Annotated in this window: 26 protein-coding genes; 18 read left to right on the top strand and 8 right to left on the bottom strand. The window is 72.3% G+C overall.

The genetic code is table 11. The features are described 5' to 3' along the window. Nucleotides 1-10: 10 nt before the first annotated feature. The 3 genes from P4R38_RS00130 to qcrB are packed head-to-tail and all read left to right on the top strand — an operon-like array spanning nucleotide 11 to nucleotide 3,127. Nucleotides 11-469 carry a pyridoxamine 5'-phosphate oxidase family protein gene (locus P4R38_RS00130; RefSeq protein WP_275237276.1) on the top strand — a complete coding sequence of 153 codons (459 nt, stop codon included), beginning with the start codon at nucleotides 11-13 and terminating at the stop codon, nucleotides 467-469. Between the two features lie 4 nt (nucleotides 470-473). Further along, complete coding sequence (locus P4R38_RS00125) at nucleotides 474-1,331, top strand: alpha/beta fold hydrolase (RefSeq protein ID WP_277190399.1); 858 nt, start codon at nucleotides 474-476, stop codon at nucleotides 1,329-1,331. An 11-nt stretch (nucleotides 1,332-1,342) separates the two neighbouring features. Continuing rightward, complete coding sequence (gene qcrB, locus P4R38_RS00120) at nucleotides 1,343-3,127, top strand: cytochrome bc1 complex cytochrome b subunit (protein WP_277190398.1); 1,785 nt, start codon at nucleotides 1,343-1,345, stop codon at nucleotides 3,125-3,127. Between the two features lie 16 nt (nucleotides 3,128-3,143). On the opposite strand, the gene P4R38_RS00115 is transcribed toward qcrB, so the two are convergent. Further along, on the bottom strand, nucleotides 3,144-3,608 hold the full coding sequence (locus tag P4R38_RS00115) for an ArsI/CadI family heavy metal resistance metalloenzyme (protein WP_277190397.1): 465 nt from the start codon (nucleotides 3,606-3,608) through the stop codon (nucleotides 3,144-3,146). Between the two features lie 82 nt (nucleotides 3,609-3,690). Between P4R38_RS00115 and P4R38_RS00110 the strand changes: the two genes are divergently transcribed. Genes P4R38_RS00110 through P4R38_RS00100 form a run of 3 tightly spaced genes read left to right on the top strand, consistent with a single transcriptional unit; the run spans nucleotide 3,691 to nucleotide 5,173 of the window. Next, nucleotides 3,691-4,050 carry an ArsR/SmtB family transcription factor gene (locus P4R38_RS00110; protein WP_277190396.1) on the top strand — a complete coding sequence of 120 codons (360 nt, stop codon included), beginning with the start codon at nucleotides 3,691-3,693 and terminating at the stop codon, nucleotides 4,048-4,050. Next, entirely contained in the window at nucleotides 4,047-4,760 is a 714-nt protein-coding gene (locus P4R38_RS00105) for an aquaporin (RefSeq protein ID WP_277190394.1), read from the top strand. The genes P4R38_RS00110 and P4R38_RS00105 overlap by 4 nt, the downstream gene beginning before the upstream one ends. Beyond that, complete coding sequence (locus tag P4R38_RS00100; protein WP_277190393.1) at nucleotides 4,757-5,173, top strand: arsenate reductase ArsC; 417 nt, start codon at nucleotides 4,757-4,759, stop codon at nucleotides 5,171-5,173. Before P4R38_RS00105 ends, P4R38_RS00100 begins: the two co-directional genes overlap by 4 nt. 13 nt (nucleotides 5,174-5,186) lie before the next feature. On the opposite strand, the gene P4R38_RS00095 is transcribed toward P4R38_RS00100, so the two are convergent. Then, nucleotides 5,187-5,624, bottom strand: coding sequence for a VOC family protein (locus tag P4R38_RS00095; protein WP_277190391.1), 438 nt, complete (start codon nucleotides 5,622-5,624; stop codon nucleotides 5,187-5,189). A gap of 177 nt (nucleotides 5,625-5,801) precedes the next feature. On the opposite strand from P4R38_RS00095, the gene P4R38_RS00090 reads away from it, so the two are divergent. The 5 genes from P4R38_RS00090 (at nucleotide 5,802) to P4R38_RS00070 (ending at nucleotide 9,253) form a co-directional block, all read left to right on the top strand. Next, on the top strand, nucleotides 5,802-6,725 hold the full coding sequence (locus tag P4R38_RS00090) for an aldo/keto reductase (protein ID WP_277190390.1): 924 nt from the start codon (nucleotides 5,802-5,804) through the stop codon (nucleotides 6,723-6,725). A 49-nt stretch (nucleotides 6,726-6,774) separates the two neighbouring features. Further along, the gene (locus P4R38_RS00085) at nucleotides 6,775-7,179 is read left to right on the top strand and encodes a hypothetical protein (RefSeq protein WP_277190389.1); all 405 of its coding nucleotides are present in this window, start codon (nucleotides 6,775-6,777) and stop codon (nucleotides 7,177-7,179) included. A gap of 29 nt (nucleotides 7,180-7,208) precedes the next feature. Next, nucleotides 7,209-8,003 (top strand): LLM class flavin-dependent oxidoreductase, encoded by a 795-nt coding sequence (locus P4R38_RS00080; protein WP_277190388.1) that lies wholly within the window; start codon nucleotides 7,209-7,211, stop codon nucleotides 8,001-8,003. Between the two features lie 44 nt (nucleotides 8,004-8,047). Then, nucleotides 8,048-8,620 carry a YciI family protein gene (locus P4R38_RS00075; RefSeq protein ID WP_277190387.1) on the top strand — a complete coding sequence of 191 codons (573 nt, stop codon included), beginning with the start codon at nucleotides 8,048-8,050 and terminating at the stop codon, nucleotides 8,618-8,620. A 153-nt stretch (nucleotides 8,621-8,773) separates the two neighbouring features. After that, the gene (locus P4R38_RS00070) at nucleotides 8,774-9,253 is read left to right on the top strand and encodes a hypothetical protein (protein ID WP_277190386.1); all 480 of its coding nucleotides are present in this window, start codon (nucleotides 8,774-8,776) and stop codon (nucleotides 9,251-9,253) included. A 57-nt stretch (nucleotides 9,254-9,310) separates the two neighbouring features. Here the strand turns inward: P4R38_RS00070 and P4R38_RS00065 are convergent, their stop codons facing one another. From P4R38_RS00065 to P4R38_RS00050, 4 genes are all read right to left on the bottom strand, one after another. After that, entirely contained in the window at nucleotides 9,311-10,099 is a 789-nt protein-coding gene (locus tag P4R38_RS00065; RefSeq protein WP_277190385.1) for a sulfite exporter TauE/SafE family protein, read from the bottom strand. Nucleotides 10,100-10,108: 9 nt separating this feature from the next. Continuing rightward, nucleotides 10,109-10,282, bottom strand: a complete 174-nt coding sequence (locus P4R38_RS00060) for a hypothetical protein (protein WP_275237289.1) — start codon at nucleotides 10,280-10,282, stop codon at nucleotides 10,109-10,111. Nucleotides 10,283-10,320: 38 nt separating this feature from the next. Continuing rightward, the gene (locus tag P4R38_RS00055) at nucleotides 10,321-11,709 is read right to left on the bottom strand and encodes an MBL fold metallo-hydrolase (protein ID WP_277190384.1); all 1,389 of its coding nucleotides are present in this window, start codon (nucleotides 11,707-11,709) and stop codon (nucleotides 10,321-10,323) included. A gap of 177 nt (nucleotides 11,710-11,886) precedes the next feature. Next, a complete protein-coding gene (locus tag P4R38_RS00050; RefSeq protein WP_277190383.1) occupies nucleotides 11,887-13,221 on the bottom strand; it encodes a hypothetical protein in 1,335 nt (444 codons plus the stop codon). A gap of 123 nt (nucleotides 13,222-13,344) precedes the next feature. Between P4R38_RS00050 and P4R38_RS00045 the strand changes: the two genes are divergently transcribed. From P4R38_RS00045 to P4R38_RS00030, 4 genes are read left to right on the top strand one after another with little or no spacing between them, the layout of a single operon-like run. Further along, complete coding sequence (locus P4R38_RS00045; protein WP_277190382.1) at nucleotides 13,345-14,226, top strand: helix-turn-helix domain-containing protein; 882 nt, start codon at nucleotides 13,345-13,347, stop codon at nucleotides 14,224-14,226. A 35-nt stretch (nucleotides 14,227-14,261) separates the two neighbouring features. Then, on the top strand, nucleotides 14,262-14,855 hold the full coding sequence (locus tag P4R38_RS00040; RefSeq protein ID WP_277190381.1) for a dihydrofolate reductase family protein: 594 nt from the start codon (nucleotides 14,262-14,264) through the stop codon (nucleotides 14,853-14,855). Next, nucleotides 14,852-15,769, top strand: a complete 918-nt coding sequence (locus P4R38_RS00035; RefSeq protein ID WP_277190379.1) for an NAD-dependent epimerase/dehydratase family protein — start codon at nucleotides 14,852-14,854, stop codon at nucleotides 15,767-15,769. The genes P4R38_RS00040 and P4R38_RS00035 overlap by 4 nt, the downstream gene beginning before the upstream one ends. Nucleotides 15,770-15,790: 21 nt before the next feature. Next, the gene (locus P4R38_RS00030; protein WP_277190378.1) at nucleotides 15,791-16,990 is read left to right on the top strand and encodes a thiolase family protein; all 1,200 of its coding nucleotides are present in this window, start codon (nucleotides 15,791-15,793) and stop codon (nucleotides 16,988-16,990) included. A gap of 93 nt (nucleotides 16,991-17,083) precedes the next feature. On the opposite strand, the gene P4R38_RS00025 is transcribed toward P4R38_RS00030, so the two are convergent. Further along, a complete protein-coding gene (locus P4R38_RS00025) occupies nucleotides 17,084-17,290 on the bottom strand; it encodes a hypothetical protein (protein WP_277190377.1) in 207 nt (68 codons plus the stop codon). Between the two features lie 228 nt (nucleotides 17,291-17,518). Next, nucleotides 17,519-17,737, bottom strand: coding sequence for an NAD(P)-binding domain-containing protein (locus tag P4R38_RS00020; protein ID WP_277190375.1), 219 nt, complete (start codon nucleotides 17,735-17,737; stop codon nucleotides 17,519-17,521). 228 nt (nucleotides 17,738-17,965) lie between these two features. Between P4R38_RS00020 and P4R38_RS00015 the strand changes: the two genes are divergently transcribed. From P4R38_RS00015 to P4R38_RS00005, 3 genes are read left to right on the top strand one after another with little or no spacing between them, the layout of a single operon-like run. After that, complete coding sequence (locus tag P4R38_RS00015; protein ID WP_277190374.1) at nucleotides 17,966-18,934, top strand: ABC transporter ATP-binding protein; 969 nt, start codon at nucleotides 17,966-17,968, stop codon at nucleotides 18,932-18,934. Continuing rightward, nucleotides 18,931-20,298, top strand: a complete 1,368-nt coding sequence (locus P4R38_RS00010) for an ABC transporter permease (RefSeq protein WP_277190373.1) — start codon at nucleotides 18,931-18,933, stop codon at nucleotides 20,296-20,298. Before P4R38_RS00015 ends, P4R38_RS00010 begins: the two co-directional genes overlap by 4 nt. Nucleotides 20,299-20,300: 2 nt before the next feature. Further along, entirely contained in the window at nucleotides 20,301-23,072 is a 2,772-nt protein-coding gene (locus P4R38_RS00005) for an alkaline phosphatase family protein (RefSeq protein WP_277190371.1), read from the top strand. The last annotated feature ends 137 nt before the right edge of the window (nucleotides 23,073-23,209 follow it).

Genomic DNA, 23,209 nt, shown 5'->3' with positions numbered 1-23,209 from the left:
GGGTGCGCCCATGACCGACAACAACGCGCACGCCCGCCAGATCCTGGCCAGCACCTCCTACGTCGTGCTGGCCACGGCCGATGCCGACGGCAGCCCGTGGGCCACGCCGGTGTGGTTCGCGGCCGAGGGGCTGGACCGACTCTTCTGGGTGTCGTGGCCCGGTTCCCGGCACTCGCTGCTGGTCGAGCAGCGGCCGCAGATCGCGCTCACGGTGTTCGACAGCACTGTCGTCCCGAACAACGGGGCGGCGTTCTACGCGACGGCGCGAGCGCAGCAGTGCCCGGACGACCAGCTCGACCACGGACTGGAGGTCCTCAACCGGCGCTCGCTGGCGCAGAACCTCGGTGGGTTCACCCGCGAGCGCCTCACCGCCGCCGCCCGCCTGCGGCTGTACGTCGCCGAGATCTCCGACGCGTGGGTGCTCGACCAGGACGCCGAGGTCGACCAGCGCGCGCCGGTCCCGCGGTGAGTGCATGAAGCAGAGTCAGGTCGGGCAGGTGCCCGTGCACTACGTCGAGCACGGCGACGGCATGCCGCTGCTGGTGCTGCACGGGGCGGGCGTCGACCACCGCGAGGTGGAGGCGTGCTTCGAGCCGGCGCTGGCGACGGTCGGGGGCTTCCGGCGCCTGTACCCCGATCTGCCCAGCATGGGTCGTACGCCCGCGCCGGCCTCGGTCGCGAGCGCCGACGACGTCCTGGACACGCTGGTCGGGTTCGCCGCCGACGTCGCCGGATCCGAGCCGGTGCTGCTGGCCGGCCACTCTGCGGGTGCGTACTACGCCCGGGGCTTCGCCGCCCGGCGGCCGGACGCCGTCGCCGGGCTCGCCCTCGTCTGTCCCCTGCTGCCCGAGGCGCGCGACATCCCGGAGCATCGTCCCGTGGTGGCGGCGGACCTGGGTGACGAGGAGTTCCGCGGCTACTTCGTGCAGCAGACCCCGCAGATGCTGGACCGGTACGAGCGGTTCGTCGCGCCCGCGGCGGCGCTGGTCGATCCGGACGCCATGGAGCGGATCGGTGCGCGCTGGGACCTGACCATGCCGGACGCCGCCGGGTTCGACCGCCCGGTCCTGGTCGTGGCGGGCCGGCAGGACTCGACCGTCGGATACGCCGCCGCCGCCGACCTGGTCGAGGAGTACCCGCAGGCCTCGGTCGCCGTCGTGGACGGCGCCGCCCACGCACTGCCCCACGAACGCCCCGACCTGCTGGGGGCCCTGCTCGTCGACTGGCTCGCCCGCTGCCCCCTTCCCTTACGGGCTCGGCGGAGGCACGATGAAGGTCCCCCCGCTGCATCCGCTCGCGTCCCCAGCGTGAGCGGCCTCTACCTCGCGTAGTAGGAGCAGCAATGAGCAGTCAGAGCGGTACGCGCAGCGCCGACGCATTGCGTGGAGACGACGACACGAGCCCACCCCGCCGAGGAGGTGGGGCGGTTTCGGCGGTCGCGAGCTGGGCGGACGAACGCACGGGCACCGCCAAGGGCTTCCGCTACCTGATGCGCAAGGTCTTCCCCGACCACTGGTCCTTCATGCTCGGCGAGATCGCCATGTACTCCCTGGTCATCCTGCTGCTGACGGGCACCTTCCTGACCTTCTGGTACGTCCCGAGCGCCGGCGAGACGGTCTACAACGGCAGCTACGAGCCGCTGAAGGGGATCTCGATGTCGCAGGCGTACGCCTCGACCGTCGACATCTCCTACGAGGTACGCGGCGGGCTGATCGTGCGACAGATCCATCACTGGGCCGCCCTGTTCTTCCTGGCCGCGATCCTCGTGCACATGTGCCGGGTGTTCTTCACCGGCGCATTCCGCAAGCCGCGCGAGATCAACTGGATCATCGGTCTGACGCTGCTGATGCTGTCGATGATCGAGGGGTTCGCCGGCTACTCGCTGCCGGACGACCTGCTGTCGGGCACCGGGCTGCGGGCGGCGCAGGGGTTCATGCTCTCGATCCCGGTGCTGGGGTCCTACATCTCGTACGCGGTGTTCGGCGGCGGGTTCCCCGGAGAGGCGCTCATCCCCCGCCTGTTCACCGTCCACGTGCTCCTGCTGCCGGCGATCATCGTCGCCCTGTTCACCGCGCACATCATCCTGGTCATCGTCCACAAGCACACCCAGTACCCGGGGCCGGGGCGCAGCGAGAAGAACGTCGTCGGCTTTCCGATGATGCCGGTCTACATCGCCAAGGCCGGTGGGTTCTTCTCCGTGGTCTTCGGCATCACCGCGCTGGTGGCCGGCCTGGTCACGATCAACCCGATCTGGGCGTACGGGCCGTACGAGCCGACGCAGGTCACGGCCGGCTCGCAGCCCGACTGGTACATGGGCTTCGCCGACGGAGCGCTACGACTGCTGCCGGGCTTCCTGGAGTTCGACCTGCTCGGACGCACCTGGAGCTTCAACATCTTCCTCGGCGCCATCGCGCTGATCCCGGTGCTGTTCACCATCGCCGGCGCCTACCCGTTCCTGGAGGCGTGGATCACCGGTGACAAGCGCGAGCACCACATCCTGGACCGTCCGCGCAACGCGCCGACCCGGACCGCGCTCGGGATGGCCGCGCTGAGCTTCTACGTCGTGCTCTTCTTCGCCTCGGCCAACGACATCATGGCGATCAAGCTGCACCTGTCGATCAACGACGTGGCCAACCTGATGCGGCTGAGCTGCCTGGTGCTGCCGCCGCTGGTGTTCTGGGTGACCAAGCGCCTCTGCCTGAGCCTGCAGCGGCGCGACCGCGAGCTGGTGCTGCACGGCCGCGAGACCGGTCGCATCGTCCGGACGGCGGACGGCCGGTTCTTCGAGGCGCACGAGCCCCTGGACGAGTACACCCGGTGGCGCCTGGTGGCGTTCGAGTCGAACCGGCCGCTGGAGCTGTCCGCGGGCAGCGACGGCAACGGCGTCCGTCGCATGGGTGCGGCCAAGCAGCGACTGCGCGCGGCGCTGTCCGGCTTCTGGTTCACCGACCGCATCGAGGCGGTGACCCCGGCCGAGCTGGCCGCGGCGCACCACCGCGGCGAGTACGAGGCCCTGGAGGCGGCGGCCGTCGAGGACAGCCACCCGCAGGAGTTCGGCGGCCAGCTGCACGGCGGCGCCGAGGAGGTCGGCACGAGCCACGCGTATGGCGACCACGAGCCGCGCTGACCTGGCCGGCGGCTCGCTAGCAGCAGGACGCAGGGGCGCTCGCCGTGACCTCGACGCTCTCCTGGGTGCCGCAGCACCCCGCCGTCTGCTCGGTGTCCTGCGCGCGGAAGGTGGGGCTGTCGGCCAGCACGGTGTAGATCTCCCAGGCCTCGCCGTCGGGGGCGCCCTGGACCCAGAACTTGTCCTGCTGGGCGTAGCAGCAGGTGGTGCCACGCTCGTCGACGGTGGCCATGCCGCGCGAGGCCAGGCGGATCTGCTCCGCATCGACGGTGCCGGCGTCGGCGACCTCGACGCCGAGGTGGTTGATCGAGCCGCCCTGACCGGGGTTCTCCATCAGCACCAGCTTCAGGGCGGGGTCCTCGACCACGAAGTTGGCGTAGCCGGGGCGGGTCTTGGCCGGCTCGACGCCGAAGAGGCGGGAGTAGAAGGCGATCGAGGCCTGCAGGTCGTCGACGTTGAGGGCGAGCTGGACACGGGACATGGGATGGGACCTCCGACTAGACATTGATGTGTGTCGATGCCTGACGTTGCCACCGTCGATCGACATCTGTCAATATTTACGTATGCCGAAGTCTTCACTGGAGCTGACACCCGTGCAGGCGGTCGCCTGCTGCTCACCGGTCACCCGGGAGCCGTTGTCGGCGGAGCAGGCGGAGACGGTGATGCCGCTGCTGAAGGCGATCGCCGACCCGGTCCGGCTGCGGCTGCTGTCCCTGGTGGCCTCGCACACCGACGGGGAGGCGTGCGTGTGCGACCTGAACGACGCGTTCGAGCTGTCCCAGCCCACCATCAGCCACCACCTCAAGCAGCTGCACGAAGCCGGCCTGCTGGACCGCGAGAAGCGCGGGGTGTGGGTGTACTACCGCATCAACGCCGGCGCGCTCGGTGACCTGGTCCGCGTCCTCGGCGGCGTCGCACCGTGACCGCGCTGCACCGCCGCCTGGTCGCCGAGGCCGTCGGCACCGGCGTCCTCGTCGCCGCCGTGATCGGGTCGGGGATCGCGGCCACCCGGCTCTCCCCGGGCGACGTCGGCCTGCAGCTGCTGCAGAACAGCCTGGCGACCGGCGCCGTCCTCGTCGCGCTGATCCTGGCGCTCCAGCCGGTCTCGGCCGCGTTCAACCCGGTCGTGACACTGCTCGACCGGGTCACCGGCGCGATCGACACCCCCGCCGCGATCGGCCTGATCGGCGCCCAGGTGCTCGGCGGCGCGGCCGGTGCCCTCGTCGCCAACCTCATGTTCGACCTGCCCGCCGTCAGCATCGCCGCTCATCACCGGGCCACCGGCGGACACCTGCTCGGCGAGGTCGTCGCCACCGCCGGGCTGGTCCTGGTCATCGGCGGAGCGACCCGCGGAGGACGCGGCGACAAGGTCGCGTACGCGGTGGCCGGCTACATCGTCGGCGCGTACTGGTTCACCAGCTCGACCAGCTTCGCCAACCCCGCCGTGACCATCGCCCGCACCCTGACCGACACCTTCGCCGGGATCTCTCCCGCCTCGGTGGTCCCGTACGTCCTGGCCCAGCTGGTCGGCGGTGCGGCCGCCCTGGGCCTGCTGTCCGTGCTGTACCCGACCCGCACCCCCGCCGGGGAGTCCGCCGCCGCCCAGACCGTCGCCGAGGAGACCGTCGCATGACCCGCCCGACCGTGCTGTTCGTCTGCGTCCACAACGCCGGCCGCTCCCAGATGGCCGCGGGGTACCTCACCCACCTGGCCGGCGACCGCGTCCAGGTGCTGTCGGCCGGTTCCGCGCCCGCTGACGGGCTCAACCCCGTCGCCGTGCAGGCCATGGCCGAGGACGGTATCGACATCACCGGCGAGACGCCGACCCGACTGGTCGACGACACCGTGCGGCAGGCCGACGTCGTCATCACCATGGGCTGCGGCGACACCTGCCCCGTCTACCCCGGCAAGCGGTACGAGGACTGGGTCCTGGACGATCCGGCCGGCCAGGACCTGTCCGTCGTCCGCGGCATCCGCGACCAGATCAAGGCCCGCGTCCAGGCCCTGGTCGACCAGCTCACCACCGACACCGCACCGGCGCCCTGACTGGCAGCCGGCGTCAGCCCTTCCTCAGCTCCTCGGCGAGCATCACGATGATGCCGCTCGGGCCGCGCACGTAGGTGAGCTTGTAGACGTCCTCGTACGTCGCCACGCCCCGCAGCGGGTGGCAGCCGTGCTTCGCCGCGATCGCCAGGGCCTCGTCGATGTCGTCCACCGAGAACGCCACCCGGTGCATCCCGATCTCGTTGGGCCGCGTCGGGTCCGTCTCGATCGCGTCGGGGTGGAGGTACTCAAAGAGCTCGAGACGACCGTGGCCGTCCGGGGTCTGGAGCATGGCGATCTTGGCGTGGTTGCCGTCGAGGCCGACCGCGGTGTCGGTCCACTCGCCGCTGACCTCGTCTCGGCCGAGCACGGTCAGCCCGAGGTCGGTGAAGAAGGCGATCGTCTCCTCCAGGTCGCGGACGGCGATGGCGACGTTCTCGAGCTTGATGGGCATGGGTGCAGCTCCCTGTCGTGGCGTTCGTGGACGCGGGCCCGGCGGCCCGCTCGTACTCGTGGGACGGAGCCGCCGCGCCGATCTCGACATACTGACCCGCCCTGGTCGGCGCGGACGGCTCACCGACCATGATGGTGAGTCGTCCGCACGATGAGTCGCAGACCTCAGGAGCAGACGATGACGGACCACTCCCAGACGCCGCCGCCCGGCGGCACCTTCACCCTCGCCGGTCGGCCGGTCCCGCGGATCGGGTACGGCATGGGCCAGCTGACCCGGCGTGCGGCGGCCGGTGGCGCCTCCGGCGTCGAGGACGCCGTCGCGCTGCTGCGCCGGGCGTACGACCTGGGCGTACGCCACTTCGACACGGCCCAGTTCTACGGCGGCGGACTGGCGAACTCCCTTCTGCGTCAGGCGTTCTCGGCGCAGCGCGACGAAATCGTCCTGGCGACCAAGGCGGGCGCGGCCCCGAGCGACGGTCCCATGCCGCTGACCGCCGCGCAACGACCGCACGAGCTGCGCGCCGCCGTCGAGGACAACCTCGCCGCGCTGGGCACCGACCGCCTCGACGTGGTCAACCTGCGCCGCATGGACTTCCTGCCGGGCCTGATCGCGGAGGGCGACCAGGTGGTGCCGCTGCAGGACCAGCTGGCCGAGCTGGTCGCGCTGCGGGAGGAGGGCAAGGTCGTCGAGATCGGCATCAGCCACATCACGCTGGAGCAGCTGGAGGCGGCCGTGCCGGTCGGCCTCGCGTGCGTGCAGAACATCTACCACCTGCTCGGTCGCGCCGACGAGCCGCTGCTGGACCTGTGCCGTACTCACGACATCGCCTGGATCCCGTACTTCCCGCTCGGCGGCGGGGGCGCGTACGCGGACATCCCGAAGGTCACCGACGACCCCGTGGTGCAGGAGGTCGCCCAGGCACTCGGCGCCACCCCCACCCAAGTGGGGCTCGCCTGGCAGCTGCAGCACGCCCCGATCACCATGCTGATCCCCGGCACCGGCAGCATCGACCACCTCCTGGAGAACACCGCCGCCGGTGAGCTGGTCATCCCGGCCGACGCCATGGCTCGCCTGGACGCCCTCGCCCCGCCGGCCGGCTGACCGGTCGTCCGACGGTGCGCTGTCGGCCCGCGCTGACAGGCTGCGCGGCGTGCGCATCTACCTCGCGGCCCCGCTGGCCGCTGCGGACCTCGTCCGGAGCACGCGCGACCGGCTCGTGAGCGCCGGTCACGAGCTGCCGCTGGACTGGACCGAGGACCGGTCCGTGGTCGAGCGGTTCGCGTCGTACCCGGAGAAGTCGGCCGCGATGGCGAGCGCGATGATCGACGCCGTCCTCGCGGCGGACGCTGTCCTCGTCCTGGCCACCGGGCACGAGGGCCGCGGCATGTTCGTCGAGCTCGGCGCGGCCCTCGCCCGGGCACAGGCCGGATCGCCGGCGAGCATCGCCGTCATCGGCGAGATCACGCGCGAGAGTGTCTTCTTCCTGCATCCGCGGGTCGCTCGCTTCGCCACGCTCGACGACTGGCTCGCGACCGGTCGTACGACGCAGACGTGATGTCGCCGCTCGGGCCTACGGTCAGGCGCATGAGGTTCGGACTGGAGCTGCCGTGCGGCGGCGAACAGCTGTCCGCCACCGACATCGTCGACATGGCGGTCGCCGCCGAGCGCGCAGGCTGGGACGGCGTGTTCCTCGAGGACTACCTCGTCTACTACCGCGGCGAGGACCCACCGACGTACGACCCGTGGGTGCTGCTCACCGCGGTCGCCGCGCGCACCGAACGACTGTGGCTCGGCACCACGGTCTCGGGTCTGCTCGCGCGCGATTCGGTCAAGCTCGCCCGGGAAGCGGCGACGCTCGACGCCCTCGCGCCCGGCCGGGTCGTGCTCGGCGTCGGACTGGGCGACCCCCAGGACCGCGGCGTTCACGTCGGCGACGACCTCGGGGTGAGCGGACCCAAGGGCAGGGCGATGGACCGGCGGCTCGACCTGCTGCTGGACCTGCTGGCGGGTACGCCCGTGCCGGCTCGCGACGGCGAACCCCCGGTGACCTTCCGGCCGGCGTCCGGGCGCGTCCGGGTCTGGGTCGGCGGGAGCACCCAGGCCCGGGCCGTCCATCGCCGGGCGGCGAAGGCGCACGGCGTCGTCCCGTACAAGCTGACGGACGTCGAGCAGTGGAGCGACTTCACCCGCGAGGACGTCGAGCGGCTCGCGGCGGCCGTTGCGGCCGGGACTCGGGCACCTCCGGGTACGACATCGCCGTCGGCGGTCGCGTCCGCCTCGCCGACCTCGACCAGGAGCGGGCCGCCGTCTCGGAGGCGAGGGACGGTGGCGCGACCTGGTGGCTGGAGTTCGTCCATCCCGCGTCGCCCGCTGAGATGATCGACCACATCGCGACCGGACCGCTCGAGGGGTGACGCACACGCATGACCGACTTTCTCGTCCTCAGCCGGGCCACCGCACAGGCGGCGACCTCCGACGACGACGCCGGGCTGACCGAACGCCACTGGTCCTACATGGACGGCTACGCCGACCGCCTGACCGCCCGCGGCCCGCTGCTCGGACCGGACCGGGAGACCTGGGCCGGGAGCGTCCACGTCGTCGGGCTGCCGGACGCGGCGGCCGCGCGGGCGTTCGTCGAGCAGGAGCCGTACCAGGGCGCCGGCGCGTACGCCGACCACTCGATCTGGCGGTTCACGAACCTGCTCGGCCGCACGATGTGGGACTTCCCAGGAGCCGCCGACGAGCCGCGGTTCTTCCTCGTCGGCCTCGCGGGTCCGACCGCGCCGCAGCCGGCCGCGCCGACGCCGTCCGATGCGCTCCAGGAGCGGCTGATCGTGCACGGGCAGCTGCACGACGCCGACCTCGACACCCCGGTCGGCGTGGCCCTCGCGGTGCAGGCCGCAGGGCGGCGCGAGCTGGACGCGCTGCTGGCAGATCAGCTGGCCGGGTACGACGAGATCGAGGTCCACGACTGGGAGTTCGGCGGCCGTCGCTGACGCCCGTCCGGCTGCGAGCACCCGCGCCCAGGACCGTCCTCCTTCGGGTGCCGCGCTCGGCGAGGTCACCCCTGTGCGGGAGGGCACCCCCGTACCAGAGGGAGGTGTGCGTCGCCGCCGCGCGCGACGGTGGTGTCGAACAGGGAGGCACACATGCAACCGAGCACGACCACGACCGCCGTCACCGGCACCGACTCCACCCGCACCCGCGCCGACCGGTCAGCGCCCACTCAGCCCGTGGCCACCCGCGTCCGGCGGATCGCGATGTTCCTGGGGGTGTGGAGCGGGGGCTTCGCGGTGGTCCACCTGGCCTGGGCGGCGGGCTGGCGGTGGGGCGTGCCGTCGGACGCCGCGCCGATCGCCGACCGCCCGTTCTTCCTGGCGTACGACATGGTCGCCGGGCTGCTGATGCTCGCCTCGGCGGCGGTGTGCATCGCGTTCTGGCGTGGTCACGCCAGAACGCTGTGGCGTCGCGCGACTCTCGTGGGAGCGGTGCTCGCGCTCCTACGCGGCGTCCCGGCCCTGGTCTTCGACGTCACCTCGGGCACGTACGGCATGGTCAGCTTCGGCGCCGACGTGTGGTTCACCGTGGCGGGTGTCGCCGGGCTCGCCCTGCTGCGCTGGTCCCGCTGAGCATCGGGCGCCGTCGAGGACGGATCTCGGCGATACGGCGGGCGCCGGCGCCTGCGGTCAGCCGAGGCTGACGGCGCTGCGGACGGCGACGTACGTCGCGACGAGGATCAGCAGCGCCGCGAAGGCGCGGCTCAACGCCGCCGGCGAGACCCGGTCGGCCGCCCGGGTGGCGAGCAACGACCCGGCGACCGCCGCCAGGGTGAAGGGCAGGATGAGTGACCAGTCGAAGGTCGCGTGCCCGGCGCGAGCCGCGAGCGCCGCGGCCGAGTTGATCGAGATGACCAGCAGGGACGTCCCCACCGCGACCGGCATCGAGAGGCCGAGGGCCATCACGAGGGCTGGCACGATGATGAATCCGCCTCCGACGCCGAGGAATCCGGTCAGGAACCCGACCAGCAACCCGGCTCCGACGAACCTCGCCAGGCCCGCGGCGGTGAGCGTGCTCGGCGCGTCGGAGCGCTCCCGGCCCGCCAACGGCGCCCGGCGAGCGCGGCGCAGCATGCCGACGGCCGCCAGCAGCATCAGAGCCGCGAACGCGAGCAGCAGCACGTTGGGCTCGACGTGCCGGTTGAGCGCGGACCCGGCCCAGGAGGCGACGATGCCGGTCACGCCGAAGACGGCCCCGGTCGCCCAACGGACGTTGCCGGAGCGGGCGTGCCCGACGGCGCCGATCAGCGACGTGACCCCGACGATCACCAGGCTGCCGGTCGTGGCCGCCTGAGGCGACTCCCCCAGCACGTAGACCAGCGCGGGCACGGTGAGGATGGAGCCGCCGCCACCGAGCGCGCCGAGACTCGCTCCGATGAGCAGGCCCAGGCCCGCGGCGGCGAGAAGCGTGGTCAGCACGGCGGCCCGTCAGCCGCGGGCGCGCAGCCGGCGCAGGAACGAACCCTTCGGTGCGCTCTCGTCGGCCGAGTGGCCGGGGCAGCGGTCGGCACGCGGGACGCCGGCCATGACCTGGTCGACGTGCTGGCCGCAGCCGGCCCAGGTGGTCTTGCCGCAGGTCTTGCAGGTGGCGGGACGGCACATGGTGATGCTCCTTCTGGGGGTCGTACGGGGGTGAGCGGTCAGACGATCGGCAGGCCGCCGGCGGCGGCGTGCTCGTCGAAGCTGTCGTCGATCGCGACGACCGGGCGGCCGTGGGCGGCGAGGACCGACGCGGCGATCGAGGCCCGGTAGCCGCCGGCGCAGTGCACCCACACCTCTCCGGCCGGGACCTCGTCCAGGCGTCCGATCAGCTCGTGCAGCGGGATGTTGACGGCGCCGTCGACGTGACCGGCGGCGTACTCCGAGGCACGGCGGACGTCCAGGACGGGCACCGCGCGGTGGTGGCGCACCTGCGCGAGGTCGGCGAACTCCGCGCGCGGAAAGCTGCTCAACGGCTCGTCGGACCAGTCGGCCGGGTCACCGGTCGCGGCGCCCTCGAGACGGTCGATGCCGATGCGGACGAGCTCGCGCTGCGCCTCCGCGACCTGCTCGGGGCTGTCCCCGAGCAGGGTCAGCGGGGTGTCCCACGGGATGAGCCAGCCCAGGTACGTGGCGAACTGGCCGTCGATGCCGAAGTTCAGGGTGCCGGTCACGTGGCCGGCGGCGAACGCCGTACGGGAGCGCAGGTCGACGACCCACTCACGGTCGGCGATGCGCGCGGCGACCGTCGCCGCGTCGGCCGGCCGAGGGGCCCGCAGGTCCGGGGTCGTCGGACCGGCGGCATTGCCCGGGGCCATGTGCACGTAGTAGGCCGGGTAGTCCTCCAGCCCGGCGAGAACGCTGTCCGCCCACCGCTGCTCGTCCTGCGTCAGGACGGGGTTGATGCGCTTCTCGGTGCCGATGGTCGAGGACGTGGCGCCGCCGGTGGAGCCGGCCGAGCAGAACGACCCGAACCCGTGCGTGGGCAGCACCTGTGCGTCGTCGGGGAGCTCGCCGGCCAGCCGCTGCGCGGAGCCGAACTGGTGGTGCAGCAGGTCGTGGGTGTGCTCGGTGCCGAGCAGGTCGGGGCGGCCGGTCGCGCCGTACAGCAGCGAACCGCCGGTGAACACCCCGATCGACTCGGTGCCGTCCGCGCCGACCTCCTCCAGCGCGTACGACAGGTGGGTGAAGGTGTGCCCGGGGGTGGCGATGGCGCGCACTCGCATCCGCGGCGACACCTCGACGACCTCCCCGTCGCTGATCGGCGTCCGGTCGTACGAGACCTCGTCGGCGGCGTTGACGTGGTACGCCGCACCGGTCGCCCGCGCCAGGGCGAGGCCGCCGGTCAGGTAGTCGTTGTGCACGTGCGTCTCGAAGACGTGGGTGACACGGACACCGGCCTCGTCAGCCAGAGCCAGCACGCGATCGATGTCCCGCTGCGGGTCGACCACCAGCGCGACCTCGCCGTCGTGGGCCAGGTACGAACGGTCGCCCAGCGTGGGGGTGTCCAGGGTGAGCACGGTCAGCGCCGTACGGGTGTCGACGGACATCAGCGGACCTCGTCTCCTCGTCTCGATTGATACCCATGGGGGTATGTGTTCGAGTACAGAGATATACCACTGGGGGTATCGATGTCCAATCGGCGTCGCCCATCGGCGTCGCACCAGAGCGCCCGTCCGGCGACGGCTCGTCGGTGGGGAGGACCGCCTGTCAGCGAGGACCGCGCGTCAGTGGGCGCCGCCCGCGCCGTCGGTCACGGCGATCCCGTCCAGGGACGGCACGGTCCCGTCCAGCCGGACGGCCCGCGACCCCGCGCCCTGCGCCGCGATCCCGCCGCCGACCGTGAGCTCCTCGATCGACCCTCCGTCGGCGACCTCGAAGGTCACGACGTCGTCGCCGCGGGTCCGCATGGCCCCGCCGATGGTGACCGACCCGACGGCGCCGCCCTCCTTGACCGAGAAGGCGATCGCCTTCAGCGTCATCTGCACGCCCTTGACCAGGCTCATCCCCTCCCCGCCTGTGGTCTCCACGTCGTGATGCACCGTCAGCGCCCCGAGCGGCTTGCTGACCTGGACGCCGATCGAGCCGTCCCCGGTCGTTCGGATGGAGTGGAACGCCGCGTCCTTCAGGGTTCCGTCGTAGAGGTTGAACCCGCGTGCCCCGGCGCCCGTCGTCACGATCGGCGCCTGCACGTCCAGCGTCGTGATGTCGCCGAAGTTGACGAAGCCGATCCCGGACGGACCGGTGGAGGTGACCTGGGCGGTCGCGACCCACTGGTCCACCTCGCCCCAGTTGTCGAGCACCATGTCGTTCTGACCGTGGGTGGTGACCGCGCCGGCGTTGAGGACCTTCTCGACCTTCGCGCCGGAGACGACGAAGACGCCGCCGGTGATCTTGTCGGGTGTGCCGGGCGCGATACCGCCGTCGGTCACCACGGCGCCGGTCTCGATGAGGTCCGCCTCGAAGAATCCACCGGCCGCCTTGCCCTCGCGGTCGCCGTACCCCGCGACGAACACGCCCGACCCGCGTACGGGCGTCTGCTCGGTGCCGACGGACACGTCCCGCAGCGTGGCGGTGAACCTGGCCGAGGCGTCCGGCTGCCGGTTCCACAGGGTGAGGCCGCCCTGCAGCACGTCGACGCCGTACCCGTGCGGCTGCTCGACGCGGCCGCGCACGTCGGCCTCCTTCACGTGCAGGCCCATCGTCTCCACCCGGACGCTCGTGGTGCGCGCCTCGGCGACGAGGTAGACCTGCCCGACCGTGCTGACGTTCTCGAACCGGAAGGTGCCCGCGTCGGGCACGGAGGTGTCGTTGTAGACAGCGACCTCGTGCGGCATGGTCGTGATCGTGATGTCGCGCAACGTGTTGTCGCGGGTCAGGCGCACGCCCTTCCCCAGGAAGGCGAGCTCACCGCCGCGCAGGGTGGCGCCCTCGGGCAGCGTGATCGACGGTGAGCCGCTGATCGTGCCCTGCACGACGATGTCCGAGGCGTCGGCCTCGAGCGCGTCGGCGAGCTCGGCGGCAGTGGTGACCGTGACAGAGGACCCCGATGTCTGCGTCATACCGCCGTTGTACGCGCGATCCACCGGGCCGTCCAGGGTGGCGGCGGCCGGCCGCGGCGAGACGGACCGACCCGCAGACCAGCGGGCGAGGGCAGTCGCGGCAGCCCCGGTCGAGGCCTGCCGATGACGCCGTCGTACGTCGAACGACCGCCGGCCCCGGGGCTGTCGGGCATCGCGCGAACGGTCTGGGTGCACTCCACCGGTGAGGCGGCGTACGTGCAGCGTCACCTGCCGACCGGCGGGGTCGAGATCCACTGGCCGATCGGCGGGCGGCCCCGGGTGCTCGGTCCGCTGACGGGGCCGGTCGTCGAGGTGATCCCGGCGCGGACCACGGTCGTCGGCGTCCGGTTCCGTCCCGGGGCCGTCCCGCTGCTGGCGACGGCGCTGGAGGACCTGCTCGGTCAGGACGTTCCGCTGGCCGACCTGGGCCACCGGTGGGTCGATCGAGCGGGTGAGGCGATCGCGAGCGCGGCCACGCCGGGGGCCGCTCTGGCCGTGCTGCAGGCGCAGCTGGTACGCGAGGCCGGGCGAGCGGAGCCGGCGGACGCGCTGATCGGCGAGGCCGTCCGGCTGCTGATGCCGTGGCGCGGGATCGGGGTCGCCGCCCTGGCCGCGCACCTGGGCCTCTCGACGAGCCAGCTGCGGCGTCGCTGCCTGCACGCGGTGGGTCTCGGCCCGAAGGAGCTGCAGCGGACGCTGCGGTTCCAGGGCTTCCTGGCTCTCGCCCAGGCGGGTGCCGGACCGTCGGGACGGCGAGGCGCGGACGGCCTGGCGCGGCTCGCCGTCGAGGCGGGGTACGCCGACCAGGCCCACCTGGGTCGGGAGTGCCTGCGTCTTGCCGGTGTGACCCCGCGCGCGCTGCTGGGCGGCGACGTGGACCGCTGCCGGTGCCGGCACGACCACGCGGCGTCGTACCAGCCGTTCCTCTCCGGTCGCGCGCCGCTGGACCGGACGGCCGGAGACGTGCGCGATTCGTTCAAGAACGCCCGCGACCGCGCGCTCTAGCGTCGAGGCCGTACCCGGTCGACGAGAGGGCATCCATGGGCACGGTCATCAGCGCGCTGTCGGTCTCGGTCGACGGCTACATCACCGGCCGGAACCCCCGTACCGGGCACGGTCTCGGCGACGGCGACATGCTGTTCGACTGGTACGGCAACGGCGACACACCGAGCCGGGTGTTCGAGGGGTTCAGGCTCAGCGAGGCGAGCGCCCGCGTCTTCGACCGCGCCGCGGGCCGGGTCGGCGCCAGCCTCGCCGGACGCCACACCTACGACGACTCCGGGTGGGCCGAGGGCGGCGCTCCGCACCCCACCGCGCCGCTGGTCGTCCTCAGCCACCGGCCGCCGCCGCGGGAGCACGAGCGACAGACCTTCGTCAGCACCGGCATCGAGGATGCGGTCGCCACGGCCCTCGAGCTGGCGGACGGGAAGGACGTCGCCCTGATGGGTGGCGGCGTCGTGACCGAGGCGCTGCGAGCCGGGCTGGTCGACGAGCTGATCCTGCATCAGGTGCCGATCCTCCTCGGCGCGGGCCGGCCGTTCTTCCAGACGCTGCCGCAGCACGTACGACTCCGGCTGCTCGAGGCCGTTGCCGCGCCCGGCGTGACCCACCTGCACTACGAGGTGGTCCGGTGATCCTGGTCACCGGCGGGCTGGGGATGATCGGCGCCCACACCGCCCGGGCCCTGGTCGATCTCGGTCAGGACGTCGTCATCACGTCGCACGGCCGGACCGACGTCCCGGCGTTCCTCGCCGGACGGGTGGCCGTCGAGCCGCTGGACGTCACCGACCGGTCCGCGTTCCTGCGGCTCGGCTCCCGACACGAGATCAGCGACATCGTTCACCTCGCCGGGAGCGTGCCCGGCCAGGACCCGGTCGCGTTCTTCCGGACCGACAGCGCCGGCCTGCTCAACGCGCTGGACGCGGCCCGCGAGTGGGAGGTGCACCGGTTCGCCGTCGCGAGCAGCCTGGGCTCCTACCTCGGCCGACCCGAGGTCCCGTGGCACGAGGAGCTGGCCCTGCCGGCCGCGCCGGCGCCGCACCCGATCATCGCGTTCAAGAAGGCGGTCGAGCCGCTCACCGCGAACGCGTTGCAGGACACGGGCGTCCAGCCGGTCGTGCTGCGGATCGGCAGCACCTGGGGGCCGCTGATGGACCCCGAGTCGCCGTTCAACCCGGTACCGCCGTACATCAGCGCCGTGCTGCGCGGCGAGCAGCCGGCGCCGCTGGACCCCGACGCCGGCGGCGACCTGTGCTACGCCCCGGACGCCGGACGAGCGGTTGCGCTGCTGGTCACCGCACCGGCCCTCGGGCACGACCTCTACAACGTGTCCAGCGGCCGGTCCTACACCAACCGACAGCTGGTCGAGGCGGTCCGGGCGGCCGTCCCCGGTGCTCGGGTGGAGCTGCGACCGGCATCGGGCGAACCCGCCCCCAACCCCTACCTGGACATCACCCGCCTGACCGCCGACACCGGCTTCGCGCCTGCGTACGACCTGCCCGCGGCGGTTGCCGACTACGTGGCCTGGCGGGCCGAGCACCCTCGCTGATCCGGCGGCTAACCTCGGCCCGTGCCTTCCTTCATCTACGCCGCTTCTCGTACGCCGTTCGGTCGTTTCAACGGTGGGTTGGCGGGTGTGCGCCCCGATGACCTGGCGGCGGCCGCGATCACCTCGACGTTGGCGCGGGTGCCGGGTCTGGACCCGGGCGCGATCGGCGATGTGGTGTGGGGCAACGCGAACGGGGCGGGTGAGGAGAACCGCAACGTGGGCCGGATGGCCGCGCTGCTGGCGGGGCTGCCGGTCTCGGTTCCCGGCGCGACGGTGAACCGGTTGTGCGGGTCGTCCTTGGATGCGGCGATGATCGCCTCCCGGGCGATCGAGACCGGCGACGCGGACGTCGTGCTGACCGGTGGGGTGGAGTCGATGACCCGGGCGCCGTGGGTGCTGCCCAAGCCGGCCAAGGGTTTCCCGGCCGGTGATGTGACGGCGGTGTCGACGACGTTGGGGTGGCGGCTGGTCAACCCGGCGATGCCGAAGGAGTGGACGGTCAGCCTGGGCGAGGCGAACGAGCAGCTGCAGGAGCGGTTCGGCATCAGCCGGGAGCGGCAGGACGGTTTCGCGGCCCGCTCCCACCGCCTGGCGCATGAGGCGTGGGAGGCCGGGTTCTACGACGACCTGGTCACCCCCATCGACGGGGTGGATGTGGTCCGGGATGAGAGCATCCGGCCCGGTTCGACGCCGGAGGTGCTGGCCGGGCTGAAGCCGGTGTTCCGCCCCGACGGGACGATCACTGCGGGGAACGCGAGCCCGTTGAACGACGGCGCGTCCGCGGTCCTGCTGGGTAGTGAGCGCGCTGCCGATCTGATCGGCGCGGACCCGATCGCCCGCATCGCCGGACGTGGGGTGATGGCCCTGGAGCCGCAGGAGTTCGGGTACGCGCCGGTCGAGGCGGCCAACCGCGCGCTGAAGCAGGCGGGGATCGGTTGGGACCAGGTCGGCGTGGTCGAGCTGAACGAGGCGTTCGCGGTGCAGTCGCTCGCGTGCGTCGACGCCTGGCTCCCGCTCGGCCTGCGTGACGCCGAGCTGGTCAACCAGCGGGGCGGTGCGATCGCGATCGGCCACCCGCTCGGCGCGTCCGGCGGCCGCGTCCTCGGCACCCTCGCGAAGGTGCTGCGCGAGACCGGTGAGCGGTGGGGTGTCGCGGCGATCTGCATCGGGGTCGGTCAGGGCCTCGCCGTCGTCCTGGAGAACGTCGACGCGACCGCCTGAGGCCGCTGGATCGGTGGTCAAGGGGTGAGCCATGGCTCACCCCCTGACCACCGGAAACCCGCCACGGCGACCGGTGCGGCCGTCCGCCGCGGGCTACGCCGGGCGCGTACGCACCTTCTCCTCGGCCTCGCGCTTGGACAGCACCTTGCCTTCCAGGCCGCCGAACTGGTGCAGGTCGCCGAACACCTCGATCCGCGAGGTGTCGTCGACGCCGCCGACGCGGACCGGCTCCCAGCCGCCCTGGGCGGTCAGGTCCGCGACCGCGGACGCGGCTGCGTCGTCGTCCGCGGCGTAGAACATCACGACCTTGTCGCCGTCGCTGGTCTGGGTGGTGTCGAGGCTGTCCGCTCCCAGCGCGCCGAACGCCTTGACGAACCGCGCACCGGACGGGACCTGCTGGGCGAGCTGCTGACCGGCGGAGACGCCCTCGGGGTTCAGGTTCTTGAAGCCGTCGCCGTCGGGGGCGATGTTGTTCGAGGTGTCGACGACGACCTTCCCGGCGAGTGCTGAGGCGTTGTCCGCGAGCAGCTACTTGGTCGTGTCGAACCAGGTCGAGAAGACGACGACGTCCGCGTCGTTGATGGCATCGCCGACCTCGGCGGCCCGCACGTCTCCGCCGATCGCGTCCGCCTTCTGCTGGGCGTTGTCGAGACTGCTGGACGCGAGGACGACGTCGGCCCCGCCCTCGGCGAGGCGGCGGGCGACGCGAGAACCGATGTTGCCTGGACCGATGACGGCGACAGCCATGGTGAACCTCCTGTGAGACGTGTCCAGCGTTGTTCGGGACGAACCGATCGCACCACCAGGTGGACCCTTCGAGACTGATTCATTCGGAGGGGCTGGTCAACAACGAGATGCGCCGCACCCTCGTTCGCGCGGTCCACCACTGTTTGCCGGAAGTTCGTACGGACGCCGCGCCCTGATCGCCCCTGATCCCTAGGTTCCCTTTGTATCCGTCAGACAGAGGAGCCCGCCATGGAGACGACACCCGCTGCCCGGGCTCGCGGCATCACCAAGTCCTTCGGCGACGTGGTGGCGCTGGACGGCGTCGACCTCGACATCCCGGCCGGTCAGGTGCACGGGCTGGTGGGCCCGAACGGCGCGGGCAAGACCACGCTGCTCGGACTGCTGCTCGGGCTGTCCGTGGCCGACGGCGGCACGCTGGAGATCCTCGGTGCGCCGGTCAGCCGGGTATTCGGCGTCCCGGACGGCGTCGCCGGGTTCGTCGACGGCCCGGGCCTCTACCCCTCCCTCACCGCCCGCCAGAACCTCGCCGCCCTCGCGGCGCTGCGCGGGTACGGCGGCTCCCGGACGAACGTGGTCGACGACGCGCTGGAGCAGGTCGGGCTCACCGATGTCGCCGACGACCGGCTGCGCGGGTTCTCCCTCGGGATGCGCCAGCGGCTCGGCCTGGCCGCGGCGCTGCTGACGCAGCCGCGGCTGCTGGTGCTCGACGAGCCGTCCAACGGCCTCGACCCCGCGAGCAAGCGGCACGTGCACCGGGTGCTGAGCCGGCTCGCCGCCGACGGCACCGCCGTGGTGATCTCCAGCCACCGCATGGACGACCTCGCCGCGCTGTGCTCGGAGGTCACCATCCTCGCGACCGGCCGGGTGGTCTTCACCGGCCCGGTCGCCAAGCTCGCGGCCGAGAGCGGTGAGCTCGACTACCGGCTCGTCACCTCCGACGCCGACGCGGCCGTTCGAATCGCCTCGGGGACACCGGGACTCGAGGTGCTCGCCGACGACGACCCGCTGCGCGCCCGGCAGGACGACGCCCTGATCGTCCGCGCGCCCGTCCCGGTACTGGACGAGCTGGTGGCGCGGCTGGTCCGCGCCGACGTCGCCGTCCGCGAGCTCGGACCGGTCGTGCCGCCGCTCGAGGCGGCCTTCCTCGCGCTCACCGGCGCCGACGACCCCTCGCCCACCGAGAAGGAGGCCCGATGACCGCCACCACCGCCCCGACGACGACCGACCGGCGACCCGACGCGCGACCGGCCGGTCTGCCGTCGGCGTACCGGTTCGAGCTGGTCAAGCTGCTCAGCCAGTGGCGCGCCCGGATCGTCCTCCTCGCCTGCTGGCTCGCCCCGGGCGTGTTCATCGCGGCGGCCGGTCAGCAGAGCACGCTGCCGACCGACACGGTGTTCGGCCGCTGGATGCTCGCCACCGGCTGGGCCGGCTCGCTGGTCGTGCTGAGCTTCTGCTGCACCTGGGCCCTGCCGCTGCTCACCGCGCTCGTCGCCGGCGACGTCTTCGCCGCCGAGGACCGGCTCGGCACCTGGCGGCACCTGGTGGTCGCGGTGCGGTCGCCGCGCCGGATCTTCGCGGGCAAGGCGCTGGCCAGCACGACCGTCATCGCGCTGATGGTCCTCGGCCTGGCCGCGTCGAGCGTCGTCGGCGGCCTGCTCGCCGTCGGCAACCACCCGCTCGTGGGCCTCGACGGCGCATCCCTCTCCCCCGGGCACACTGCCCGGCTGGTCCTGCTGGCGTGGGCGTACGTCGTCGTCGCCACCCTTGCGTACGCGGCGGTCGGGCTGCTCGGCTCGGTCGCCCTCGGCCGCTCGCCGATGGGGCTGCTGGTCCCGGCGCTGCTCGCCCTGCTGCTCCAGCTCGTCCAACTGCTGCCGCTGCCCGCGCCCGTCCGGCTCGCCCTGCCGAGCCAGGCGTTCCTCGCGTGGCGCGGCCTGCTGACCTCGCCCACGCAGACCGGTCCGCTCGTGATCGGGCTCGTCGTCAGCCTCGTCTGGGCGGCGGTCGCCACCGTGCTCGCGTACCTGCTCTTCGTCCGGCGCGACTTCACCGACCTGACGTACGACGGCTCCGGGCGACGCGCTCTGCTCCTCGGGGCCCTGCCCCTGGCGGCGGTCACCGCCGTCAGCGTCGGGGCGGTCGCGCTGGCGACCCCCGCGCAGGGCTCGGGCATCGAGAAGGCGAAGGTCGAGCGGACGCTGGCCACGGCGTACGCGCACCTGTACCGCCTGCAGGCTCGCGAGCTGCACCGCCCGGACGTGACCGAGGCGCAGCTGCGGACCACCGCGTCCTGCGACAAGGGCGGCTCGCTCGTGGAGGACCACGGCCCCGGCAACGACTGGCGCTGCGTCGTCTCCTGGCGCATCCCCGGCGCGGTCGCCGTCGGCTCGGCGATCTACCAGCTCGACGTGGCCTCCGACGGCCGGTTCGTCGCGGACGGCGACGGGCCCAAGGAGGTCAACGGCTACTTCCAGGTGCGCACCCCGACCGGCGACGCACCGAACCCGCTGTGGCAGGTCGACGGCCTCGTCGACCTGTCGTCCGCCCCCTCGAAAGGATGACCATGCACGTCACTCGACAACGGCGTAACGGCGGGGAGGCTCGCCGCCTCGCCACTCCGCGCCGGCTGCGCGTCCTCGGCGCCACGACCGCCGTCCTCACCCTCGCCGGTGGTGGCCTCGCGTACGCGTCCACCGACGTCTTCGGCAACCAGCAGGTCGGCACCGAGTACGCCGACGGCATCCAGGTGTCCGGCGACCAGGTCGTCAAGCCCCTCGGCGAGCGCCTGCTGACCACGGAGGGCAAGTACATGCGCTCCGGCCTCAGCCCCGACGGCCGCTTCCTCGCCGCGACCAGCACCGACCGCAACGTCGCGCTGCAGATCGTGGACCTGTCGACGTACAAGGTCGTGTGGCGGGTCGGCAAGGCCGCCGGCGTCGACCAGAAGCTGAGCGACGTCAGCGTCGGCCAGGAGGCGCCGACGTACTCCCCCGACGGCAAGACGCTCTGGCTGCCGCAGAAGGACGGGTTCACCCGGTTCGTGGTCAACGGCGACGGCACCCTCGGCGCGGCGACCCCCGTCCCGCTCGTGAAGGCGGGCAGCACCTCGGCCCTGCCGGCGGGCTCGGTGTTCTCCGCCGACGGCGGCACGCTCTACGTCGCGGTCAACGGTCAGAACAAAGTCGTCGCGCTCGATGCAGCGACCGGCACCGTGAAGCAGACGTGGTCCGTCGGCACCGCGCCGCGCCAGATCGCGGTCGTCGGCGGCCGGCTGTACGTGAGCAACGAGGGCGGTCGCCCGGCGAAGCCCGGTGAGACCACCATCAACTCCTACGGCACCCAGGTGCCCGCGAACCCGGTGCTCGGCACGTCCACCACCGGCACGCTGAGCGTGATCGACACCGCCAACCCGAGCGCCGCCGTACGGTCGATCGACGTGGGTCTGCACCCGACCGCTCTGCTGGCCAAGGGAAACGCGCTGTTCGTCGCCAACACCAACAGCGACACCGTCTCGGTCGTCGACACCGCCAAGGACCGCGTCGTCCAGACGATCACCACCCAGCCGGGGCCGTCGTCCAGGGTCGGGTACGCGCCGAACGGGCTCGCGCTCACCGCCGACGGCCACCTGCTCGTCACCCTCGGCCGCGCGAACGCCGTCGCCGTCTTCCGGTACGCGGGGCGCCCGCAGGAGCCGGTCAGCGCGATCGGTCTGCTGCCGACCGACTACTACCCGGCCACGGTCGCGACGACCGGCGGCAAGGTCGTCGTCACCAACACCCGCGGCATCGACGCACGCGGCCCGGACGTCACGATCAACGCCGGTCCGGGCACGACGCCGGCGACCGGTCACGGCACGCACAGCACGACCGGCTCCTTCACCCGGTTCGCGCTGCCGAGCGACAAGGACATCCGGAGGTCGACCCGGACCGTCTTCGCCCAGAACGGCTGGAACAAGCACGACGTCGAGCAGGCCCGCGGGCACGGCGCCCGGCCGGTCCCGGTGCCGCGGCGCGTCGGCGACCCCTCGACGATCAAGCACGTGTTCCTGCTGGTCAAGGAGAACCGTACGTACGACCAGGTGTACGGGGACGACGCGCGCGGCAACGGCGACGCCTCGCTCGCGCAGTTCGGCGCGACGGTCACCCCGAACCAGCACGCCCTCGCCAAGCAGTTCGGTCTCTACGACAACCTGTACGACATCGGCACCAACTCCGCCGAGGGCCACAACTGGCTGATGCAGGGCGACAACCCGGAGTACACCGAGTCCAGCGCGGGCGAGTACACCCGCAGCTACGACACCGAGGACGACGTGCTCGGCCACCAGCGCTCGGGCTTCCTGTGGACGTCGGTACAGGCGGCGCACAAGACCGCGCGCAACTTCGGTGAGTTCATGCAGTTCGAGACCAAGCCCGCGGGCGCGACCTGGCAGAAGTACTACTGCGCGGCGAAGTCGGTCTCGCAGGGCGGTGACCCGGCCCAGCTGACCGATCCGTCGATCAAGCAGGACACCCAGTCGCCGATCCCGTCGCTGAACGCGATCTCCAACCACGACTACCCGAAGTTCGACACCGACATTCCGGACACCTACCGGGCCGAGATCTGGAAGCAGGACTTCGCCAAGAACGGCCCGGCGAACCTCAACATGTTCTGGCTGTCCAGCGATCACACCGGTGGTACGCCGGACCCACGCGCGCAGGTCGCCGACGGTGACGTCGCGGTCGGCACGATCGTCGACACGATCTCGCACAGCCGGTACTGGAAGGACTCGGTGATCTTCGTCGTCGAGGACGACAGCCAGAACGGCACCGACCACGTCGACGGCCACCGCGCCCCCGTCCAGATCATCAGCCCGTGGGCCAAGCACGGCACGGTCGACCACACCTACTACTCGCAGCTCACGGTGGGCCGCACCATCCAGCAGATCCTGGGCGCGCAGCCGCTGAACCAGAAGCTCGCGGCGGCCGCGCCGATGGAGGGCGCGTTCACGACGCGGCCCGACTTCCGGCCGTTCACCGCGGTGCCCCACCAGGTGCCGCTGACCGAGGGCGTGACACCGCCGCCGGCCTGCGGCGCGGACACGACGGGTACGCCGAGTGCGGCAGCGCCGGAGGTACCGGCCGCTGCCAAGGGCGTCGCGGCCCAGTGGCAGGCGTGGAGCACCCGGCAACGTTTCACGGGGAACACTGCGGTCCCCGACTACGCCAACCCCGAGCAGATGAACCGCTACACCTGGTACCGGACGCACGGCTGGACGACGCCGTACCCGGGTGACGCCAAGGTCTACGCCCCCACCCAGGTCCCCGGCGCCTACATCCCCAGCACCGACACCGAGTAGCCCCCGGCGAACGTCGACTGCCCGGTACGCCATGGCGTACCGGGCAGTCACATTTCGCCGGGCGGGTCCCCTCCCGCTGGTTGAGCCGGGCGGAGCGAAGCGGAGCCCGAGTCGAAACCCGGTGCCGCCCGGGGAGA

It is taken from the genome of Luteipulveratus flavus (assembly GCF_029439465.1).
GTDB classification, from domain to species: Bacteria; Actinomycetota; Actinomycetes; order Actinomycetales; family Dermatophilaceae; genus Luteipulveratus; species Luteipulveratus flavus.
Note: the sequence above shows the minus strand (reverse complement) of the source record. Positions and strands in the feature narration are given on the sequence as shown.

Excerpts from the sequence above, each read along its gene's own strand:
- P4R38_RS00125 (WP_277190399.1), top strand. The coding sequence starts at position 474 with ATGAAGCAGAGTCAGGTCGGGCAGGTGCCCGTGCACTACGTCGAGCAC.
- P4R38_RS00005 (WP_277190371.1), top strand. The coding sequence starts at position 20,301 with ATGCACGTCACTCGACAACGGCGTAACGGCGGGGAGGCTCGCCGCCTC.
- P4R38_RS00070 (WP_277190386.1), top strand. The coding sequence starts at position 8,774 with ATGCAACCGAGCACGACCACGACCGCCGTCACCGGCACCGACTCCACC.
- P4R38_RS00010 (WP_277190373.1), top strand. The coding sequence starts at position 18,931 with ATGACCGCCACCACCGCCCCGACGACGACCGACCGGCGACCCGACGCG.
- P4R38_RS00095 (WP_277190391.1), bottom strand. The coding sequence starts at position 5,624 with ATGCCCATCAAGCTCGAGAACGTCGCCATCGCCGTCCGCGACCTGGAG.
- P4R38_RS00080 (WP_277190388.1), top strand. The coding sequence starts at position 7,209 with ATGAGGTTCGGACTGGAGCTGCCGTGCGGCGGCGAACAGCTGTCCGCC.
- P4R38_RS00020 (WP_277190375.1), bottom strand. The coding sequence starts at position 17,737 with ATGGCTGTCGCCGTCATCGGTCCAGGCAACATCGGTTCTCGCGTCGCC.
- P4R38_RS00100 (WP_277190393.1), top strand. The coding sequence starts at position 4,757 with ATGACCCGCCCGACCGTGCTGTTCGTCTGCGTCCACAACGCCGGCCGC.
- P4R38_RS00060 (WP_275237289.1), bottom strand. The coding sequence starts at position 10,282 with ATGTGCCGTCCCGCCACCTGCAAGACCTGCGGCAAGACCACCTGGGCC.
- P4R38_RS00045 (WP_277190382.1), top strand. The coding sequence starts at position 13,345 with ATGACGCCGTCGTACGTCGAACGACCGCCGGCCCCGGGGCTGTCGGGC.
- P4R38_RS00090 (WP_277190390.1), top strand. The coding sequence starts at position 5,802 with ATGACGGACCACTCCCAGACGCCGCCGCCCGGCGGCACCTTCACCCTC.
- P4R38_RS00110 (WP_277190396.1), top strand. The coding sequence starts at position 3,691 with ATGCCGAAGTCTTCACTGGAGCTGACACCCGTGCAGGCGGTCGCCTGC.
- P4R38_RS00075 (WP_277190387.1), top strand. The coding sequence starts at position 8,048 with ATGACCGACTTTCTCGTCCTCAGCCGGGCCACCGCACAGGCGGCGACC.
- P4R38_RS00130 (WP_275237276.1), top strand. The coding sequence starts at position 11 with ATGACCGACAACAACGCGCACGCCCGCCAGATCCTGGCCAGCACCTCC.
- P4R38_RS00050 (WP_277190383.1), bottom strand. The coding sequence starts at position 13,221 with ATGACGCAGACATCGGGGTCCTCTGTCACGGTCACCACTGCCGCCGAG.
- P4R38_RS00055 (WP_277190384.1), bottom strand. The coding sequence starts at position 11,709 with ATGTCCGTCGACACCCGTACGGCGCTGACCGTGCTCACCCTGGACACC.
- qcrB (WP_277190398.1), top strand. The coding sequence starts at position 1,343 with ATGAGCAGTCAGAGCGGTACGCGCAGCGCCGACGCATTGCGTGGAGAC.
- P4R38_RS00015 (WP_277190374.1), top strand. The coding sequence starts at position 17,966 with ATGGAGACGACACCCGCTGCCCGGGCTCGCGGCATCACCAAGTCCTTC.
- P4R38_RS00025 (WP_277190377.1), bottom strand. The coding sequence starts at position 17,290 with ATGTTCTACGCCGCGGACGACGACGCAGCCGCGTCCGCGGTCGCGGAC.
- P4R38_RS00040 (WP_277190381.1), top strand. The coding sequence starts at position 14,262 with ATGGGCACGGTCATCAGCGCGCTGTCGGTCTCGGTCGACGGCTACATC.
- P4R38_RS00115 (WP_277190397.1), bottom strand. The coding sequence starts at position 3,608 with ATGTCCCGTGTCCAGCTCGCCCTCAACGTCGACGACCTGCAGGCCTCG.